Annotated in this window: 19 protein-coding genes; 17 read left to right on the top strand and 2 right to left on the bottom strand. The window is 40.9% G+C overall.

Going from position 1 to position 20,580, the window contains the following annotated elements:
- Window positions 1–236: 236 nt before the first annotated feature.
- The 11 genes from GT1_RS15820 to GT1_RS15770 all read left to right on the top strand — a co-directional run bounded on the left by GT1_RS15820 (window position 237) and on the right by GT1_RS15770 (window position 12,088).
- Window positions 237–1,757, top strand: a complete 1,521-nt coding sequence (locus GT1_RS15820) for an oligosaccharide flippase family protein (RefSeq protein ID WP_188399538.1) — start codon at window positions 237–239, stop codon at window positions 1,755–1,757.
- Window positions 1,758–1,799: 42 nt separating this feature from the next.
- Window positions 1,800–2,012, top strand: coding sequence for a hypothetical protein (locus tag GT1_RS15815; RefSeq protein ID WP_188399537.1), 213 nt, complete (start codon window positions 1,800–1,802; stop codon window positions 2,010–2,012).
- On the top strand, window positions 2,009–2,662 hold the full coding sequence (locus tag GT1_RS15810) for a hypothetical protein (protein ID WP_188399536.1): 654 nt from the start codon (window positions 2,009–2,011) through the stop codon (window positions 2,660–2,662). The genes GT1_RS15815 and GT1_RS15810 overlap by 4 nt, the downstream gene beginning before the upstream one ends.
- An 18-nt stretch (window positions 2,663–2,680) precedes the next feature.
- Complete coding sequence (locus GT1_RS15805) at window positions 2,681–3,454, top strand: hypothetical protein (protein ID WP_188399535.1); 774 nt, start codon at window positions 2,681–2,683, stop codon at window positions 3,452–3,454.
- Window positions 3,455–3,637: 183 nt separating this feature from the next.
- A complete protein-coding gene (locus tag GT1_RS15800; protein WP_188399534.1) occupies window positions 3,638–4,948 on the top strand; it encodes an O-antigen polymerase in 1,311 nt (436 codons plus the stop codon).
- A gap of 22 nt (window positions 4,949–4,970) precedes the next feature.
- A complete protein-coding gene (locus GT1_RS15795; RefSeq protein WP_188399533.1) occupies window positions 4,971–6,170 on the top strand; it encodes a glycosyltransferase in 1,200 nt (399 codons plus the stop codon).
- A 37-nt stretch (window positions 6,171–6,207) separates the two neighbouring features.
- Window positions 6,208–7,311 (top strand): glycosyltransferase family 4 protein, encoded by a 1,104-nt coding sequence (locus GT1_RS15790; protein WP_188399532.1) that lies wholly within the window; start codon window positions 6,208–6,210, stop codon window positions 7,309–7,311.
- Between the two features lie 641 nt (window positions 7,312–7,952).
- Window positions 7,953–8,117 (top strand): ATP-binding protein, encoded by a 165-nt coding sequence (locus GT1_RS22785; RefSeq protein ID WP_223226301.1) that lies wholly within the window; start codon window positions 7,953–7,955, stop codon window positions 8,115–8,117.
- Between the two features lie 49 nt (window positions 8,118–8,166).
- A complete protein-coding gene (locus GT1_RS15780) occupies window positions 8,167–8,493 on the top strand; it encodes a YdcF family protein (protein WP_188399531.1) in 327 nt (108 codons plus the stop codon).
- A gap of 114 nt (window positions 8,494–8,607) precedes the next feature.
- Window positions 8,608–10,005, top strand: a complete 1,398-nt coding sequence (locus GT1_RS15775; protein ID WP_188399530.1) for a sugar transferase — start codon at window positions 8,608–8,610, stop codon at window positions 10,003–10,005.
- Window positions 10,006–10,117: 112 nt separating this feature from the next.
- Window positions 10,118–12,088, top strand: coding sequence for an LTA synthase family protein (locus GT1_RS15770; protein ID WP_188399529.1), 1,971 nt, complete (start codon window positions 10,118–10,120; stop codon window positions 12,086–12,088).
- A gap of 11 nt (window positions 12,089–12,099) precedes the next feature.
- Here GT1_RS15770 and GT1_RS15765 read toward each other — a convergent pair whose 3' ends face one another.
- Window positions 12,100–12,993, bottom strand: coding sequence for a radical SAM/SPASM domain-containing protein (locus tag GT1_RS15765; RefSeq protein WP_188399528.1), 894 nt, complete (start codon window positions 12,991–12,993; stop codon window positions 12,100–12,102).
- A gap of 203 nt (window positions 12,994–13,196) precedes the next feature.
- On the opposite strand from GT1_RS15765, the gene GT1_RS15760 reads away from it, so the two are divergent.
- Window positions 13,197–13,586: a hypothetical protein gene (locus GT1_RS15760; RefSeq protein ID WP_188399527.1), complete on the top strand. Its 390-nt coding sequence runs from the start codon at window positions 13,197–13,199 to the stop codon at window positions 13,584–13,586.
- A gap of 82 nt (window positions 13,587–13,668) precedes the next feature.
- On the opposite strand, the gene GT1_RS15755 is transcribed toward GT1_RS15760, so the two are convergent.
- Window positions 13,669–14,328, bottom strand: a complete 660-nt coding sequence (locus tag GT1_RS15755) for a hypothetical protein (protein WP_188399526.1) — start codon at window positions 14,326–14,328, stop codon at window positions 13,669–13,671.
- Window positions 14,329–14,500: 172 nt separating this feature from the next.
- On the opposite strand from GT1_RS15755, the gene GT1_RS15750 reads away from it, so the two are divergent.
- From GT1_RS15750 to GT1_RS15730, 5 genes are all read left to right on the top strand, one after another.
- Window positions 14,501–15,883 (top strand): mannose-1-phosphate guanylyltransferase/mannose-6-phosphate isomerase, encoded by a 1,383-nt coding sequence (locus GT1_RS15750; protein ID WP_188399525.1) that lies wholly within the window; start codon window positions 14,501–14,503, stop codon window positions 15,881–15,883.
- 100 nt (window positions 15,884–15,983) lie between these two features.
- Window positions 15,984–17,342, top strand: coding sequence for a phosphomannomutase (locus tag GT1_RS15745; RefSeq protein ID WP_188399524.1), 1,359 nt, complete (start codon window positions 15,984–15,986; stop codon window positions 17,340–17,342).
- A 15-nt stretch (window positions 17,343–17,357) separates the two neighbouring features.
- Complete coding sequence (gene galU / locus GT1_RS15740; protein ID WP_188399523.1) at window positions 17,358–18,278, top strand: UTP--glucose-1-phosphate uridylyltransferase GalU; 921 nt, start codon at window positions 17,358–17,360, stop codon at window positions 18,276–18,278.
- A 36-nt stretch (window positions 18,279–18,314) separates the two neighbouring features.
- Window positions 18,315–19,787 carry a glucose-6-phosphate isomerase gene (locus tag GT1_RS15735; protein WP_376742011.1) on the top strand — a complete coding sequence of 491 codons (1,473 nt, stop codon included), beginning with the start codon at window positions 18,315–18,317 and terminating at the stop codon, window positions 19,785–19,787.
- A 55-nt stretch (window positions 19,788–19,842) separates the two neighbouring features.
- Window positions 19,843–20,517, top strand: coding sequence for a response regulator transcription factor (locus GT1_RS15730; RefSeq protein WP_075757196.1), 675 nt, complete (start codon window positions 19,843–19,845; stop codon window positions 20,515–20,517).
- Window positions 20,518–20,580: the final 63 nt, after the last annotated feature.

The raw sequence follows: 20,580 nt of genomic DNA, 5'->3' as shown, positions 1-20,580 counted from the left end.
TCAACTTTCACAATGGATAGCGGCCTTGCCCAATTACATCAAGCTTTATTTGCCTATATCTATCTGCGAAAGTTGAGATAGTAAAATTAAAATTACTAGAACCCTTTATATAAAATAATACAATTAGCATAAATGTTAGTCCATTAATTATTAGCTGTGAAAAGAACCAAGGTATCACAATTCAAAACTATATTCCATAATTACAATATATGTTAGTTAAGGATTAAATTTATTTCATGGATAACCAATTAAAGATAGGTGTTTTACTATCGTATGTTAATATTTTTGTTACATTACTCAGAGGCTTACTGTATACTCCTATTTTACTTCGCTTACTGGGACAGTCTGAGTATGGATTATATTCATTAATTGGCTCTTTAATAGTGTATTTCAGCATGTTAGACTTGGTACTGGGGACCGCGATTGTTCGCTATACGGCAAAAAATAGAGCTATCGGTGATAAAAATAGCGAAGCAAATCTTAATGGGATGTTTTTATCATTATATGTTGTGATTGGTCTCCTGACTGTTATTGTGGGCACTGTTTTATATGATAATCTGGACAATCTATTTTATGCTGCTTTAACTAATGAAGAGTTAAGTAAAGCTAAGCTTATGACTGCTCTGTTAATATTCAATTTTGCTATATCTTTTCCTCTCAGTGTGTTCTCTTCATTAATGCAAGCCTATGAACGTTTTGTTTTTTTAAGACTTTGCAATATTTGCCGTGATGTATTGCATCCTATGGTTGTATTACCATTGTTATATATGGGCTATGGTTCGGTCATGATAGTGGCCATTTTTACTATTTTAAACATAGGATGTCTCTTGTTACATGTTTATTATTGTTTTCGATATTTACATATTTCATTTCGGTTTACTTCTTTCGATTTTGTGCTTCTGAAAGAAATTGCAGTGTATTCGTTTTTTGTTTTTTTAAATGTGGTTACTGATAGAGTGTATTGGAGTACAGGACAATTTATTTTAGGCATGATTTCCGGTACGTCAGTGGTAGCCATTTATGCCGTTGCCATGCAGTTTGTGATGATATATAATGCGTTTTCCACTGCTATTAGTGGCATTTTGTTGCCTAAAGTGACTATGATGACAGCCAATAAAGCTAGTAATACTGAGTTGTCCGCATTAATGATTAGAATAGGCAGGCTACAATATATCGTTATCGGATATATTTTTGCGATGTTTGTTTTGTGCGGACGAATGTTTCTTTACTTGTGGGCTGGTGCAGCCTATGAGGAAGCATATATAGTGATAGTCATGATTCTATTAGTGATTAGCTTTCCGTTAATCCAGAATACAGGTATTACTATCTTGCGAGCGAAAAATCTCAATAAATTTATTATGACTGTTTACGCCATAGCAGCCTTTATCAATGTTTTAATTAGTATTCCGCTGGCAAAACAATATGGTGGCTTAGGATGTGCAGCCGCGATAGCTGGTGTCCAGTTAGTTGCCAATGTTTTTATTACTAATACCTACTATTATTATAAGATTGGGCTGGATATGCCTTTATTTTGGAAAAGCATGATGAGAATGTCGCTGCCAATCCTGATTTTATTGATAGTTGGATTTTTAATGAGTCCTTTGTTCAATGAATACACCTGGACTAACATGCTTCTCCAAAGCGGAGTCTTCTCGCTGGTGTATATAGTTGCTATGTTTTTTGTTGGGATGAATCAATATGAAAAAGGGTTATTACAAAAGCTATTTATTGCCCTATATGAGAAGATTAGACTCTGATGGTAGATAAAACTAAAACATTACTAATAGGAGAGTTGTCTAATGGGAGAAAAGCTTAAAGATTTAGGTAGTATTAAAATTAAAGGAACAGAATTTATTATTGAATTAAACGAACCGACAGCGAAAGGTCTTCAGCGGGACATACATATACAGAATGAGTTTTTTCGCTTAGAATTAAAAGAAAAGGATTTTTTTGATATGGCATGTGTAATACTTGCAGCAAAAAAACAGCTTGATAACTTAAAAAGGAAATGAAACTAATGTATATTGAAAGAAAAAAGATAGATAATTTTTTTAAGATGATGAATCAAAGTAAGATTCGCTATGTTTTAATTAAAAATATAGGTAATGAACTGCCTAACCAACTTAAAAAAAATAAAGATATTGATATTTTAGTTCATCCAGAAGATAAAAGAATCTTCAAAATTCTTATGAAACAAAATAAATATTTACGTATTCTTCATCCTTACGGCAAGGAACAAGGATGGACATTTTTGTATCAAATGGATGAATGTTATATGTTTTGTAAAGAGGGACTATACGTCGATGTTTGTTTTCAATTATGTTGTAAGAGTCTAATGCCAAAATCATGGATTCCACTGGATGCTAGTATAAATATTTCAATTTGGGGAAATAGATATTTTGATCAAAGAGAATCATGGTATGTGATGGATGATCAAAATTTATTTGTTTATTTATTAGTTAGATGTATATTTGATAAAAAAGAATTTAGCCCAAAATACATTAAAGAAATTGATAAATATACATTTTTAACTAGGGAGCAGGGAACTACTGAAAAATTGAGTAAAATATTTTTTAAATATACGCCCCATCTTTTAGAGAAGCTTGATAAAAAGCAATATAATCAAATTCTTCAACAATATATTTCGTTTGTGGGTTATTAATATAGAGAGGGAGAAAATATGAGCAATCCTGGTGTTATAAATCTGGCTAGTTTAGTGACATTTGACAAGCTTAATTTTAGGGTGGAAGACAATATTGGAGAAGCAATACATATACACTTTAATAATATTAGAATTGACTTGACCATTGAAGAATTTTATGTGTTCTGTGCAAATATTACAGTTATACTTGATCAGCTTATTGATGTACCAGATTTTTCTGTTAGTGATATTGATCCTATATTTTTATCTGAAATGGGTTCAAGGTTACTTGATTTAGAGAGAGTAACTTGGGATGAAGTACACCTAAGTGAATTATTGATTGATACAAAAGGGGTTTTTAACTTACCAGTTATTAAAAGCCTTGAAAAATCTAGAGTTTTTAGAGCATTAAATGGAGATACAGAAGAGAATTCAAACAAGAAGCAAACTAATTATATTGGTGAAACAAATAGCCAAAGGTTGGAGAATAATTTTAATTTTGTAAAAAGCAATGAATTTAATGTTAATAAGGCACATATTACTCTATATAATAATCAAAATAATATACGTGATGGCCAGCATAGAGCTTCTTGCTTGTATTATCTTTATGGAGATATCAAAATACCTGTAATTCGATATTGGTTTAAAGGTAATAAATATAGCATTAATAAGTATCCATTGCTCCACGCCTTATGCGTATGGAATTATAGTAAATTACGGCGAGTTTTGGCTTTGTTTTATGGGCAGATTAGACAAAAGGCAAAAAGGGTAAAATGCGTAGTATTTAAAATTTTATTTTATTTAAAAAGATGAGATTAAAATCTGAAGCTTAAAGCTGGGAAGCGACTGTGTGTCACGAAAGTGAACTAATACGTAACATCCTGAAACATATTATGAAAATCAAAAAGTAATTGCAAAGAGTTTAACTTATTTTTAAAATTCGTGTTTTGTAAGTGAAGGAGGCACATTTAAAAGTGCTTGTTAAGAAGAGGGTCTATGATTGAAATATTAATAATTACTATGATTATCGGGTTTGCAATACCGATTATGGTACATAAAGAATTAGATGTATATATGCCTAGTTGTTTTTTATTAGTTAGTTATATAATTCCAATTGCAATTGGTACATTATATTATCTGCTTACTGATTTTTTTATAAACACTCATATAGTAATAGTTCTTGGAATTATTACATTCTTCATGACGACTAGTTATGCAGTTTCATATTGTTTTTTTTACAAAACCAGATTTAATATTTTCACTAAAATTTTCAATATTTTTTATTTAGATTTTTCGAAATCTGTAGTTTTAGAGCGTGTACGCTTAAGTTTGTTTTGCTTACTTTTTATCTATTTTTTTCTATTAGTAATACTTATTCAGTTAACCGGCTTGGATCCCATATCGTCACCATTATGGTTTAGAATTAAAGCCAGTCATGAGTATGGTATAATATACGCTCTATTTCAGTTTATTCCACTTTATTTAGTTATTTATGCTTATTATAATAATTTTTTGCGGAAAAAATGGTTAGATAAGGCAATATATTTATTTACATTTATTTTATCGCTAGTATTAATGTTTTTTTCGGGGTCACGAATAATGTTGCTACATGTAATGTTTATTCTATTAATACTAAGAAAGATTTTTGAAATACGAACATTATCCATAATAAAAATAATGCTATTTGGTATCTCTGGAATAATATTTGCAATTTATTATCAATTATATCGACTAAATGATAGCATTAATCTAATTACGTTTGTTGATATAATAACAAATGTAAATTTAGATAATACATTATTATGGGAATTTGTATTACGTTTTGATGGTTTTGCAAATTTATATAAGGTATTAGTGGAGATTGATATAGGAAATCTTGAATTTCTGTATGGGCAATCAATTATAAATTTCTTTTTAATGTTTATTCCCCGGGGGATATATCCTGACAAACCTCTCATGACAAATATGGATATTCATAAACATTTTTTAGGTGAATTTACAGCAGGGGTTGCAGATTTTAATTCAGGATATATGATGGCTGAAGCTTATCTCAATTTTCATATTATGGGTGTAGTAGTTTATTCAATTATCTGGGGTATGTTTGTGGCTGCTCTGGACAGACATTACAAGGTTTGTAAGAAAGACAACAAAAAATCTGGCGGTTTTTTGTTATTCTATCTACCAATTCTATTTTATATGGCCTTTCCCACACATGGCTTTAATGGTATGTTTACACAACAAGTCGTTATTGTTTTTACTTTATCAATAATACAAGTGCTTTTACTACGAACACGTATATTAATTTAATGTAGTAAGCGAGGAATTAATTATGAAGATCTTATATTTGACACCCTATTATCCGTATCCACCAGTTTCTGGTGGAGTTCGATGTATATTAGAAAGAATGAAAATGCTTAATAACGCTGGATTTTGTTTGGATTTGGTGGGGATAACTAATCGTGAATTGACGAAAGAAGATACTGACTGTTTAAAACCATATGTAAATAGTATCGATTATCATAAGAGGCAAGCAGGTTTAATATTAGCTTGGAAGGCTGCTTTTTCACTAGTGGCAGGAAAAAGTTTATTTCTCTCGTTAATTTCAAAAAACTTTTACAAAGTTGTTTCAGAGCTATTAAAGAAGAATATCTATGATGCTGTATTATGTGAGCATACTTACCTAGCATATTGGTTTTTGCAAAAATTTCCAAAACATGAAAGCAAAATGATTACAGTAGTACATAACATTGAGTTTGATTGGTATAATCATATGTATATCAAAGAAAAGAATTTAATAAAAAAACTATATTACTTTATTGAAAAACAAGCTTTCAAAAAGAACGAAGATATATTATTTAGCTCTAAGTCTAAGTTTTTGTTTTTAAGTAGTTCTGAATTATTATGTATATCAAAGAAGTATTCGATATCTTCTCAGAGTCTGATTATTCCTGCGCTTCCTATTGCTCCTAAAAAAAGTCCATACAATCATTTTGAGAGGCAACCAATTATTCTTTTTGTAGGACGTTTGGATTCACCACGAAATACAGATGCTATTAAGTATTTTATTAATGAAATATTAGCAAAACTGGTATTAAAGCTTCCTGAGGTTAAATTAAGGATTGTTGGTAGAGGTGACGATGGTACTTTTTCTAAGTTTGTTTTGAATTCGCCTTATAGACACAATATTTCTTTTCAAGGGGCTGTAGATGATTTAGATTCGGAATATAATAACGCTAAAATAGTAATTGTTCCAATTCACGAGAGTATTGGAGTTCAAACGAAGTTGTTTGAGGCAATCAATTACTCTAGCTTAATCGTTTGTACACCGGCTGCAGTTAAAGGAACGATTTTTAGTCAAGAAAATGGTGTTTTTATAGGTGAGACTGATGAAATTTTTTTGGAAACTTGTGCAAAAATAATTACCAATACATTAGATATTAACTCTAAACTAAATGAAATTACTGACATTTTCAATCGTTACAATAGTTTTGTGTATATAGAATCTTTAAAAAAATTCTTGACTAACTAACATTTATAATCTTGCAATTATAAGGTAGGTTGATATTTTGAATATTGTTATTGTAACGCTTGCTAATGGATCAGATCACCAAAGATATACTAAAGTTGTAGCTAATAGGCTAAGTTTAACGGATAATGTACTGTTAATATGTACGTCCCAGTTTGATGCTGATAATTTAAACGAAAAAGTGAGAGTTAACAAAGCACTTTGTTGTGATAAATCAAGAATAGAGATTAAAGCATTAAATATTAAGACATGGGTAAACATTTTTATGGATGTTAGTAGATTCCGACCTGATGTTATACATTTTTTTTGTGCCCATCCTCTAAATCTTATTTTATCGCTATTGTTTTTTAAGATTAGGAAAATTTATACAATTCATGATTTCAAGCCGCATCCTGAAGAGAATGTAAGTGTTTTTGTTTCGATTTATAACCAAATAGTAAAAAAAATTGCAAATATAATTGTAGTACATAGTCAATTGGCAAAAACAATAATAGATAGTTCGTCTCAAAAAGAAACTATTATATTGCCTTTATGTGGCCCTTCCGTAAAGTCCGATTATAAAAAGGATTGTACAAGTATTCTTTTTTTTGGAAGAATTAGACCTTACAAAGGATTAGAACTTTTTATAGAAGCCGCTGAAGCCGTTATTTCAGAAATTCCAGATGTTAAATTTGTTATAGCGGGAGAAGGCGATATAGGAAAGTATCTTACTTTAATAAAGCATAAGGATAACTTTACTATTTATAATAAATATATTAGCGAAGAAGAGACTGATGCATTATTTGAAGAGTGTAGGGTAGTTGTTTTACCTTATTATTCAGCAACTCAAAGCGGAGTAATACCACTTGCATATTCTTTTAATAAACCTGTAATTGCTTCCAGAGTTGGTGCAATACCAGAGATGGTTGTACATAATAAAAACGGTATCTTGATTGAGCCGGAGATAAAGCAACTGGCTGAATCTATTAAGAGGATTTATAGAGATGATAATTTATATGAAAATATGTGTATTTATATTAAAAAAACATATTTTCAAAATTATTCTGAAGATAATATGGGCAGTAGATTTGAGCAATTTTATAAAAATCTTGACAATCGAATGGTAGAACAGGTGCGTGGAGGAAAAAGACCAAAGCCAAATTAGGCTAGGAATCAACGACTACGCTGGATGAATTGCTATTCATGATGGTACGGGAAGATTTAAAGAGCACTAAGCGGGACATGTTCTGCGAAGAGGTATAAGCGTCAAACCTGCACACGAATTGTAATAGACATGGCTATGTATGACAATAATCCCAGATATAAACGTCAAACGGACACAAGTAAGCCCATTGCCTTCCGTATTAAACAAGGGAAACAATAGGTTTGCAACATTAAGCTGTACCAGACATATAATGAGCAATATGGCACTACCTATATTTTTGTAATGTTGACAAATTTGTATGGGTTGCATGATAATTTTGACCTAATGGGTTTTTCATGTTTTGTCTGCTGTGATGAAGAAGTTTCATGACGCCAAACTGGCAGGTTCTCCAGCGGTTTCATTATGGGCTGCTGGCAATACCAGTGCGTGCTTTTTGTGTTAACCTTAAAATCAGTTGCAAGCTTTATATTGCCCCTAGGAATTTTTATTATTGTTCAATTATTTGTGCCTTTTTATTGCCGTGTATGACGATGGATAGCTATCCGATCGGGATTTTTTTGTTCTGCCCGTGGTCAGTGAGAATCTGCTCCGCAGTCTGAAAAGGTAGCGTCAAGAAGAGCTATAGAGCAAGGGTATTCCGTGTGCTTTACGACCACTGGCAAGATGGTACTAGAGCTATCTTGGATCGAATGCTACATCACGCCTACTTTATTAGTATGCGGGGAGACAGTTATCGGTTAAAGGAACGCAAAGCAGTTTGGTTATATCAATTCCCAGCAGCTCGTTCAAAGGGGCCAGAACCTTAAGCATGATTAGGATTAGTGGCTTAATTTTCAACTGGCCTTAACCACTGGGTTGGGCGTCTCATTGTCAAGTCAGGTGATTATCGAAGCGGCTAGCTTAAATACGCGGCAGAATGCCGAAAATGTTAAGCGAATTTTGAATGAACACGGCTTTCACCGCCCTATCTTAGTAACATCAGCCTTCCACATGCCAAGGGCTATATGGTTTTTCCGGCAGCAGGGTGTAGAGGTTATACCCTACCCGGCAGATTATCAGGTAAATCAGGCATTCAGTTTTTCGGTGCATAAGCTATTTCCAGCAGAAGGTGCCTTATGGAGCAGCAGTTTGGTTTTGCGGGAATATTTGGGGCTTGTGGGGACTAAGCTGCTTTATAAATGAAAAGAACCGTAATTTACATGGATTTGCATACAACGGCAGGAATTTCCTAGCTAATGTCGTATTTTAGTAAAATTGAGTTTTTCCATTTTTTCTTTTGTAAAGGTGGCGTTTGTCATGCATAGGCGATTTCCAATTATTCGCCGGGTAGTTTTGCTATTGGGTGATACGATTCTTATCTTAGCAGGCTTAATCCTTGCGATACTAATTAACGATGCAGCTAAAACTGTGCCGCAGCAGGGGATCTTAGCCTATTATCAATTATTCCCTGTTATCGTTGTTGCGTCTTGGTTGGTACTAACGACGAATAGTCTTTTGTCTATTGTGAGAATGCAGGCGTCACAGGTGATTATTAGTGTAGGCGTGGCTATATTTCAATTGCTGATCATTACAATGGCTGCCAGTTTTTTTCTGTTTGAGTTTCATTCGCGCGGTGTCTTTTTAGTTGCGGCGGTATTTCAATTTGTGTTTCTTTCGCTTTGGAAATATATTAATTGGCGTATCGAAAAAGCCAGATTGAAGCCGAAAAATGTATTGGTTATTGGTTCAGGTCAGGATTGTAACCGGATTATCACACGATTGTCTAGTCAAACCTTTGCGCATTTTTTTGTTCGCTGCTGCTTAGTTTCGCAAACCGAAACCCACGCTTGCTGGCGGCAGGAAATGGAACAGGCGGATTTGATTATCATTGCTTCCGATCTGCCGCTTGCTAAGAAAGCATTGATTGTTGAGCAGGCGCATAACAATGGCAAACAGGTTGCCTTTATCCCGGATTTTTATGAATTATTCTGCCTGAATACGGAGCTTGACAAATATGACGACATCCCTGTGTTTCGTGCCAAATATTTGCGGCCAACGATGGAAACCCGTCTGATGAAGCGAGGGCTTGATTTGGTAGTTGCTGTGGCTGCGTTGACCGTTTTATGGCCTATTTTCGTGGTGGTGGCTGCCGCAATTCGGCTTGAGGGCAGGGGGCCAATTTTTTATACACAGGTCCGGACTGGCCGGAATGAACAAGAGTTCGTCATTTATAAGTTTCGTACAATGCGCACCGATGCCGAGAAACTGACAGGTCCTGTACTGGCTGCGGAAAATGATCCTCGCATTACCCGTGTAGGGAACTTTCTGCGTGCCACCAGATTGGATGAACTGCCTCAGTTATTGAACGTTATTCGAGGCGAAATGAGTATTGTCGGTCCACGTCCGGAACGTCCGGTTTTTGTTGAACAGTTAAAGCGAACTATCCCTAATTATCACTATCGTCATAATGTTAAGCCTGGAATTACCGGTTTTGCTCAGGTTCATGGCAAGTATAATACTTTGCCGCAGGACAAGTTGGTATATGATCTAATTTATATTCAGCGTTGTTCAGTGATAACTGATTTGGAGATTATGTTACAGACTGTCCGGATTCTGTTGATTAAAGACAGTACTGAAGGGGTTACAGTGAAAACAAAGCAGGTACAAGCTGCCCGGGCTGAGTTAGCCGTTGATAGAAAGTCGAGAGGAGCTTAATTCTGGCTACAGGTAACTGGTGGTGCCGGCTATATTGGCAGCCACCAGTTACCTGTATATATGAGCAGGTGAAACAAGCGTCTGAGAAAATGTGTTTGGGAGAGGGATATTCTTGGTCAGATGGGAAATCTTTTTTAGAAACATTCAGCAGGATTTGAAGCTCTTTCTGTTTGTGCTTGGTTTGCTTTGTATTCTGCGCATAGCCTTTGTCGGTATTTTGAGTTCGTACCTGAGCGCGCAGTCGGCAGCGAGTGATATTATTATTTCCTTATTTTACGGTTTGCGGATGAGTCTTAAAAGTGCGGGTGTTGTCACGTTATTATCTTTTCTTTTCTGTACTCTGACTAGTGTAATTGTTCATAGCCAAAAAGTTGAGAAACTGCGATTTGCTCTGGGAAGTATCTATATAAGCCTGCTTGTCCTCCTGTTCCATGCCAGAATTCCTTTTTATCAGGAATTTCATACAGGTTTTAACCAGATGATATTCAATACCCTTAGAGATGATATTACGGCGTTGTTTTATACTTTGGTTACCGATTATGATCTGCCTGCTTTTTTACTTACAACTGCGATTATTTCTTATATTTTCTGCCGGTTGTTGCGAAAGCTGCTGGCTACCAGGACTTATCCGGCGCCCGAGTTTTCACAGGCCTATCAGAAGGTAGTATTTCGGTTTTCTGTAGCGGCTGTAGTTTGCTTTCTTATGATATTTATCCGTTTTGGCGGGAGTTTGACCTATGCGCATTCGTTGCACTGGGAGAATTCAGCTGTATCACGGGATGATTTTTTGAATGAGGCCATTATCGACGATATCCAGGCGATATACCGTGCCTATTGCATTCAGGAGCGAGTTCGTGAAGGGACGGGAGGCATAAAGGTTGATGCCGGGAGGGTATGTAGTTATGGAGCCTTGCTTAAGGACAGTGCTTTTACTACAAATCAAATTGATGATATTTTTGGCAAGCTGGCAGAAGGTCCTAAAATACCTAAGCCCAAGCATATTTTCCTAATCATTGGCGAGAGCTATGCTCAGTGGCCATTGCTGGAACAATACGGTGGCCTGCATATTGCCGATGGCATTAAAGGGATTATCTTACAAGGCAATGCCATTCATATCCCCGCGTTTGTGCCTAATGGGGCATTCACACCCATGGCGGTAACGGCGGTAGTGAGCGGTTTATCGGATGTGGGGTTGTTCCCTAATTATCATCCCGAATCCTATAAAGAGCCTTATTCTACTGCGATTGCGCCGCAGTTTAAAAAACTGGGGTATAAAGTTAATTTTTGGTATGGCGGAGTAAGCTCCTGGGAGCGTATTAAGGCTTTTACCTTGGCACAGGGATTTGATAATTTCTACGGCATAGGTGATTTTTATAGTAAGTCCGGCAATGTATGGGGGAGTGATGACCGGTATCTGTTTGAGGCCATAGTCTCTTCCTTTGCGAGTGATGTTCCTACTCTTACTGTTATCTTAACTGTATCTAATCATGCTCCTTATTCGGTGGACTTGGCCAGGGAAGGCTTTGATGAGGCTCAGACCATAGCGGCATTGCCGGAAGAAGCAAAGGGCGATAAGGAGTTGCTTGAGCGGCTGGGGCATTATTGGTATACCGACCGTCAGATTACGGAATTTGTTTTGAAAATGCACAGCAAATATCCGGACAGCCTGTTTGTGATAACCGGGGATCATGCGGATAGAACGAATATCAGCAAAACACCTACGACTTTTGAGCGGTATACCATTCCTTTGGTGCTTTATGGGGCAGGGATTAATAAGCAAACCATTCCGGCAAATGTTGCTGGCAGCCATATTAATATAGTACCAACGCTTATTGAATTGATTGCCCCCAAAGGGTTTGCATACTACTCTGAGGGTAAAAGCTTGACACGCGGCAGTGATATTGGTTTTAGCCACAATGTATGGATTATTCCGGACGCTGTGGGGAAGATACAAGCCAATAATGCTGAAGCATTTGATGGCAGCTTACTGGCTTCGGTAAAGCCTGAATCTGTTCAACAAAAGATAGATGCCATGCGTGCTTTGGCATGGTGGCGGATTGAAAAGGGAAAAATCGTTGAGTAAAGGTAATGATATTACAACATAGAGTCACATCCGCGGCATAGGTCTATATCATATCTTCCATTGGCTATTTTTTCCTGAATGGCACGATGATTTTCACCATACCATACATCGCCGATAGTTTCTTTTGTTAAATCGCCTAGTGTCATGGTTCCCAAGGCATCATTGCAGCATAAGCTGACTTTGCCGTCAGGACGGATAACCATTTGGCGGAAAGGTAGATAACAACCATAATTGAGAGGTTCGATCTTTTCTTGTTTACGATTGGGAGCTTGTCCGCCGCGGGTACTGAGAACATCATTCAGTTTCCTGAGGCGGATTCTAACTTTATCGAGGTATAATTTTTTGTCTTTACAATAATTGTGGATAGTTTTTACAGGGGTACTCAATTTGAGTTTGTCATTGTAATTATCAATATACATTCTGTCAAGATATTGTATAATCGCCAGGAATTTTTCCAATGTAAGTAATGTTCCATTGGTATATAGATAGAGATGATTGTTAGGGAGCTGTTCTTTGGTCATTCGTGCCAAATCAATGATTCTCTCATCTAAAAATGGTTCGTTGTTAGAATATAGTCCGATTGAGCCGGAATAATTTAAGTCTTTGAGTTGTTGTAAGATAGAGATAAATAGCTGCTGCTCCATAATCTTGAATTCACGGGTATCCGCATTTTTGTTTACAGGACAGAAGGAACAAGTGCTATTACAACGGTTGATGGTTTCGATTTCAACGGTTTGAAACAATGGATACCGGCCTTCAGTTTTGTAAATGCTGCTGTAATTAGCAATTGCCTGCGTAACTCTTTTTTTATATTTTTCCCGCTTGCGGTTTTCTCTCCATTCATGTATTTTAGGGAAATGACTTTTGAAGTAATATTTGAGTATATTTTCGTAATTAATAATCATGGAAAAACTCCTTTTATTTTGGTGGCATTGTATAATGATTGTTCTTAATCTTACTTTATTGTAGCACATCTAGTATAAATGGAAAGTTATTTTGACAATTTTTAACTTAGATTGGTTATCTTATGGTTCTTAACCACTGGCCGTGCTATAATTAAAAGCGAGATTATGGCACCATTTGAACAGGTGCAGCGAGGAGGCTTTCCATGAGTGAGGAACGTTTTGAGCATATTGAGAAAATGCTGGCCCAACTGATTCAAATGGTAGGCCATAATAACGCGGTTACCGAGGAACTGCGTCAGGATGTTAGCGTATTGAAACAGGATGTTGGTGTACTGAAGCAGGATACTGGCGGACTGAAACAGGACGTTGGTGCGCTGAAACAGGATGTTACCGGAATTAAGCAGCATATGGCATCTCTTGAGGCCCGGATGGAGAAGGGGTTTGCCGATATTGTTGGCATGGTTCATGTATTAGGCGAAAAAGTGGATAGAATAGAGGCTACGCAGGCTAAGCATTCAGATTTGTTTGAGGTATTGGCAGTGCGCACTACTCAGCATGAAGCGGAAATTCGCGGCTTAAAGCGGGCGAAGTAATCGCAAAAAAAAATAGCGCTTGCCCCTGACTGTAGGGGTAAGCGCTTTGTCTATTCATGTTCGCGGGCACCGGAAGACGAGATTACACCTCTCTTCTTTTAAACACATACAACGGCTGATTACCCCGGAACTGTTTACTTAAAACCACATTAATCATAAAGCAAAGTACAGCAACATACGCCGCTAATTCTCCCAGTTCCTCAAAAAGCTCTATTTTTGCACCAAACAGACCGCTGCTATGGTGCTCGATCATATCGGCAGTTACCGCAGCGACTATGAGGATGACAAAATCCAGAACAGGGAGTATGCCTTGCTTCAGCCAAAGCACCAGTTCCCGGTGCAAGCCTTTGGCGAAGAAATATCCGAGAGCGGCAACAAGGATAATGGCAATGGTTGGGTAGACATAGGGTCCGAACCAGATATCTTTCAGGCGCAGGAAGCCGCCGGTGCCATTCGGATAGAAAACCCGGCCCCAGCTTAATTCTCTGGCAATGTTTAGCAGCCAGAGGACGCTTGTCCAGGCAAATAGCCGGCGGCGGGCAGGGGATAATCCGGTTTGCAACAGTGCGCTTATCGAGACCAGGGCTGCAGCACCCAGCACGACGACTTGCAGCCATTCTATTGGCCCGTTTTCATTTCCATACTCTGCTGGCAGCAGCCAGCCCAGGCCGATAGAAGCCAAAAATACAGCTAAACAGAGACAAGACGCCGGTGTAATCCAGCGAAACCGATGTGTGTTCAAAAATATTACCTCCAAGTAAGCAGCGATACGATAATAATTACATGATAACTCTTTCTGACGAGGCTGACAAGAGGATACCTTTACCCATGGCAGCGGTGTTGTTTTACCAATAATATGGTATAATAAGGCTATATTTTGCCATTTATCTGAAGCAAAAGGAGACTAATTGTCGATGAAACTTATCATTCTTGCCGGTGGCGGCGGTACGCGCCTGTTTCCCTTATCCCGTACCTGCCTGCCTAAGCAGTTTTTAAAACTGGGAGATTCTGATTCTCTTTTAACGCAAACAGTAAAGCGTTTTCTGCCGTTGATCAAACCAGCCGATATTGTTGTCGTAACCAATAAAGAATATATTCATCATGTTAAGACCGAACTGGCGGCCTGTGGTGCAAGCAGTGCCCACGTATTGCTTGAGCCTGTTGCCCGCAATACGGCACCGGCCATTGCCCTGGCGGCAAGATTTTGTGAGACTGAGCTGGGGGCTGCTGCCGGTGAAGTGTTATTTGTTAGCCCGGCAGACCATATTATCCACCCTGTCGATATTTTCATTAAAAATGTACGGCAGGCCGTTGACCTGGCGGCGCAGGAAAAGGTGGTAACCCTGGGTATTAAACCGGATAAACCTGAGACGGGTTATGGTTATATTCAGGCTGGCAGAACCTTTGGTTCCGGTTATCAGGTGGATTCTTTCCGGGAAAAACCGGATAAGGCGACGGCTGAGGACTATCTTGCCGCAGGCAATTATTATTGGAACTCCGGGATGTTTGCCTTTACTGCAGGGTGCATTATGGAAGAACTGTGCGAACATGCCCCGGAAATTTATCAGCTGGTGTCGGCCCCGCTGCCGGAGGTCATTGAGCATTTTGCGGACATGCCTGCTATTTCGATTGACTATGCGGTAGCCGAAAAATCGGCGCGGGTGGTTATGGCGCCGCTTACCGCCTACTGGAACGATATTGGTTCCTGGGACGCCATCTATGATGTGCTGGCAAAAGACCATTCCGGCAATGCGCTCAAAGGTGATTGCCTGCCCATTGACTGCGTCAATACGCTGATGCTGGGTAAGAGCCGCCTGATTGCGGGCATTGGCCTGGAAGATGTGCTGGTGGTGGAAACCGATGATGTTATTGTTGTCGCCAAACGCGGTGAGTCGCAGAAGGTCAAGGATGTGGTTGCTGAGCTTAAGGAACGCGGACGGCGCGAGGTGGATGAGCATACCACCATGTACCGGCCTTGGGGCAGTTACACGGTGCTGGGGGAAGGCACCGGCTACAAAATGAAGAAGATTGTCGTTATGCCCGGTCAGCAGCTCAGTCTGCAGCTGCACTATCATCGCAGCGAACACTGGATTGTCATCGGTGGTACGGCTAAGGTTACTATCGGTGAGCAGGAGCAGATGGTGCATGTCAATGAGAGTGTATATATTCCGCCTTCTACCAAGCATCGCTTAGCAAATCCCGGCAGGATGCCGCTGGAGATTATTGAGGTGCAAAACGGCAGTTATCTGGAAGAAGATGATATTGTACGGTTTGACGATGTGTACGGGCGGACATAAAGGTTAATTAATATTCCTGGCAGCTTCTGGTTGTACAGGAATATTTTTATGCAGTGTAGTATATAATATAGAGTTGCAATTAAGAGGAGGCGTGGATGATATGGAAATTAAACGTGATGCATTTAAAGCGTATGATATTCGTGGCAAGGTTCCGGAAGAATTGAATGAAGAGATGGCATACCGGATTGGTCGCGCCTTTGTTGATATTTTTAAAGCCAAAAAAGTGGTTGTCGGCAATGATATCCGTTTGTCGGGGCCGGCGTTTAAAAGCGCCTTGATTAAAGGTCTTACGGAAGTGGGCTGCGATGTTGTGGATATCGGCATGTGCGGTACGGAACAGATTTATTTTGCCACCGCTCATTTGAATCTGGATGGCGGTATTATGATTACGGCCAGCCATAATCCGAAGGACTACAATGGCATGAAGCTGGTGCGGTCAGAGTCCAGACCCATCAGCAGTGACAGCGGTCTTAAGGAAATCGAGGAACAGGTGGTTACCGGTGAGTTTGCGCCTGTCAGGGATATTACGCCCGGTACAGTCACTCATGTGAATATTATGCGGGACTATGTCGCCCATTTACTTACCTATGTGGACAGGACCGCCCTGGCACCGCTGAAGGTGGTGGTTAATGCCGGAAATGGCGCTGCCGGCGCGGTCATTGATGCGTTGGAGTCTGAACTGCCGTTTACTTTTATCAAGGTAAATCACAACCCTGACGGCACGTTTCCCAATGGGGTGCCCAATCCTTTGCTGCTGGAAAACCGGGAGGCGACCGCTCAGGTTGTCCGTGAACACGGGGCCGATATCGGTATTGCCTGGGATGGGGATTTTGACCGGTGCTTCCTGTTTGATGAAAAGGGAGAATTTATCGAAGGCTATTATCTTGTCGGCTTTTTGGCCCAGGCTTTTCTCCGGCGCTATGCCGGGGCCAAGATTATCTATGACCCGCGCCTGACCTGGAATACCATCGAAATAGTGGAGAAGGCGGGCGGTGTGCCGGTGCTGTCCAAGAGCGGTCATGCGTTTATCAAAGAACGGATGCGCAAGGAAGATGCCGTGTATGGCGGGGAAATGTCGGCCCACCATTATTTTAAAGAGTTTTCTTATTGTGACAGTGGCATGATTCCCTGGCTGCTGGTGCTGGAGATCCTTTGCCGTGAAGGCAAGCCTTTATCAGAGCTTATGCGGGAAAGAGTGGCCTGCTATCCGGTCAGCGGCGAGATTAACAGCACGGTGGCCGATGCTAAGGCTGTCATCCAAAAGATTGAGGAAAAATATGCGCCAGGGGCGCTGAAGCTGGACCGGGTCGACGGTCTGAGCATTGAGTATGAGAATTGGCGGTTCAATGTCCGGATGTCGAATACGGAACCGGTATTGCGCCTGAATGTGGAATCCCGGTGCGATGTCAGCCTGCTGGAAGAAAAGACGGAAGAATTGCTGTCGCTGATACGTACCTAGAAAGGATCAAATCCTATGCCAAAAAATCACCAGACAATAAAAAAGGCCATTATTCCGGCGGCTGGCCTTGGGACCCGGTTTTTGCCGGCTACCAAGGCGCAGCCGAAGGAGATGCTGCCGATTGTGGATAAACCGGCTATTCAGTTTATTATTGAAGAAGCCATTCAGTCGGGAATTGAGGAAATTCTCATTATCACCGGGCGGAATAAGCGTGCCATTGAGGATCATTTTGACCGGGCGTTTGAGCTGGAGCTTACCTTAAAAGCGCAGGGTAAATATGACCTGCTGGGCCTGGTGGAAGAGTTGTCAGAGGTGACGATCCACTATATCCGGCAAAAGGAAGCCAAGGGGTTGGGGCACGCCGTGTTATGTGCCAAGCAATTTGTTGGCAATGAACCGTTTGCCGTGCTGCTGGGCGATGATATTATCGATGCCAATGTACCTTGTTTGCGGCAGCTGATCGATGCCTATGAGGATTTTCAGGGCAGTATTTTAGGCGTACAGGAAGTACCGAGGGAAAAGGTGTCAAGCTATGGCATTGTAGAGCCTGAGCCGGTGAAGGATAATGTTTGGCGGGCGGTTGATTTAGTGGAAAAGCCGTCGATGGAGGAAGCGCCTTCCCAGCTTGCCGTGCTGGGACGTTATATTATTGAGCCGGAGATTTTTTATCTGTTGGAAGATACGCCGCCAGGCCGGGGTGGTGAGATACAGCTGACAGATGCACTGCGCCGGCTGGCTGCTTTTAAACCGGTGTATGCCTATAATTTTGAGGGGCGGCGCTATGATATCGGCGATAAGCAGGGATATCTTGAGGCCACCGTGGAGTATGCCCTGAAGCGTCCTGACCTTAGGGATAGGTTTCTACGGTATTTGCTGAGGACCGTGGGGCCGCTGGGGACAGACTATGCGGCGACGGAGGCGGAGACGGAAGACTGAGAGCTGAGTGAACAAGGTGAAGCAGGAGGGATGATTGTGGAAAGAACACATCTGGTTTTATCGTCAGGCTTTGCTTTTGATTATACGAATCTTTATGGTCAGGGTCTGGTGACGCAGGCCGATGTGGCTGCTATCGGCGAACGCCTTATGGCGGCTCATCAGGCCATGGAACATATGCGTTCTACCGGCGAAATACGCGGTCATTTATCCAAAGACGGTGCGCCGGAGAAGGTGCTGTTCAGCCAGCTGCCCTATGTGCAGGCAGGCCATCTGAATAGTCCGGCCTCTATTGCCAGGCTTAAGGAGTTCGGACAATCGCTGAGAAACAAGGTGGATGCGGTCGTCTCTTTTGGCATCGGCGGGTCTTATCTGGGCAACAAGGTACTGTTTGATGTTCACTGCGGCGAGTTCTGGAATAGCAAGGGGGCTGAGGAACGGCAGGGATATCCCAGGCTGTACTTCAGCGGCAATAATATTGATCCGCGCCGGACGGTGGAGCTTATCGGGCAGATTAAGTATGAGGCCAGGCTCAGGGCGGTGCACGCCGGGCCGCACGACGGGACTTACCGTGTTGTGCTTGTCGTTATCTCGAAATCCGGCTCAACCCTTGATACTATGTCTACCTTTATGGCAGTCTATGATGCACTTCACCGGGAAACGCCGGCCATCGAGGTGCAGGTGGTGGCTGTCACCGACCTGGCGGAGGGAGCCGGCGAAACGCTGCTGCACAAGCTGGCCGCAGAGCAGGGGTGGCCGATGTTCTCTGTGCCTGACGGTGTGGGCGGACGGTTCAGTATTTTTTCAGAAGTGGGGCTGGTTACGGCTGCCTGTATCGGCTTTGATATTGATGCCTTTCTAGCCGGGGCACGGGCAATGGACGAAGCCTGCAGGCAGGAGGATATCTGGCGCAATCCGGCCATGCTTAATGCGGCGCTTAAGTATCTGGCTGCCGAAAAGTATGGGCAGGATATTGAGGTATTTATGCCTTATGCCGATAATCTTAAGTCGGTTGCCGAATGGTATGTACAGCTTCTGGCCGAATCGCTGGGCAAGCGGACCGACCGTGCGGGCCGTGAAGTATTCTATGGCCGGACGCCCATCGTGGCTGTAGGCACAACCGATATGCATGCGCAAACACAACAGCATCAGGATGGCAGGAAAGATAAAGTGGTGCAGTTTGTCAAAGTGGCCGCCTGGGAGAATGACCCGGTGATACCGGATGTTTTCCCGTCAGCTGACAAGTTGTCCGAGATTGCCGGTTTGCGGCTCAGTCAGGCGCTTGACGCCGCCCGGGAGGCTAATGCTGCTGCCCTCCGGAGTGACGGCCGGTTTAATGCTACGTTTGTACTGCCTGAAATGACGGCATATCATTTGGGTGAATTGCTGTACCTGTTAGCGTTATCGGTGGCTTATGAAGGTGAACTGGCTGATGTGGACGCTTTTGACCAGCCTGGAGTTGAGGCTTATAAACGCCTGTTAGGGCCCATGCTTAAACAACATTCTCCCTGAAAGAAGTAAACGCAGCTAATCCACTTAGTGTTGTACCCAGTAGGAGGTGGCATTTTTGCCAATCAGAATTGTAATTGCCGACGATCATGCGCTGCTTAGACAAGGAATTAAAAATGTATTGTCTTTGGAACCGGACCTTGAGGTGGTAGGCGAAGCGGCTGACGGTGATGAGGCTATCAGCAAGGTGGAGAGTCTTGCACCGGATATCCTGTTGCTTGATGTTAATATGCCCCGGATGACCGGATTGGAAGTGACAAAACGGTTGAAAAAAACCGCCAAGTCACCGGTAAAAGTAATTATTCTCACGATTCATGATGATGAAAGCTATGTAATTGAAGTTATTAAATCAGGGGCGGTTGGTTATCTCTTAAAAGATATTGAGCCAGGCATGCTGGTCAAGGCCATCCGGATGGTACATGAGGGTCATTCCTTTATTTATCCAACGCTGGCCACGCAATTATTTGGCGAACTTTCCCGCCAGGACGAGAAACGTAACGGGGCTCTGGTTATGCTGGAACGTCCCAAGGAAGAACGTCTGACCTACCGTGAAGTGGAAGTGCTGCAATTGATCGGACAGGGAATGAATAATCAGGAAATAGCCCAGACGTTATATTTAAGCGAAAAGACAGTCAAGAACCATTTGACCAATATTTTTCGCAAGATTAATGTCGTTGACCGGACACAGGCGGTATTGTACGCCATTAAGCATAAGATTGTGATCTTAGAGTAAATGATAACATTTTAACCCTATGGTGCATACACTATCCTATCCCAAAGCAAAGGGGGTAGGATA

The organism is Sporomusa sp. GT1, from assembly GCF_014634905.1.
GTDB classification, from domain to species: domain Bacteria; phylum Bacillota; class Negativicutes; order Sporomusales; family Sporomusaceae; genus Sporomusa; species Sporomusa sphaeroides.
This window is presented reverse-complemented; position numbering and strand designations above follow the sequence as displayed.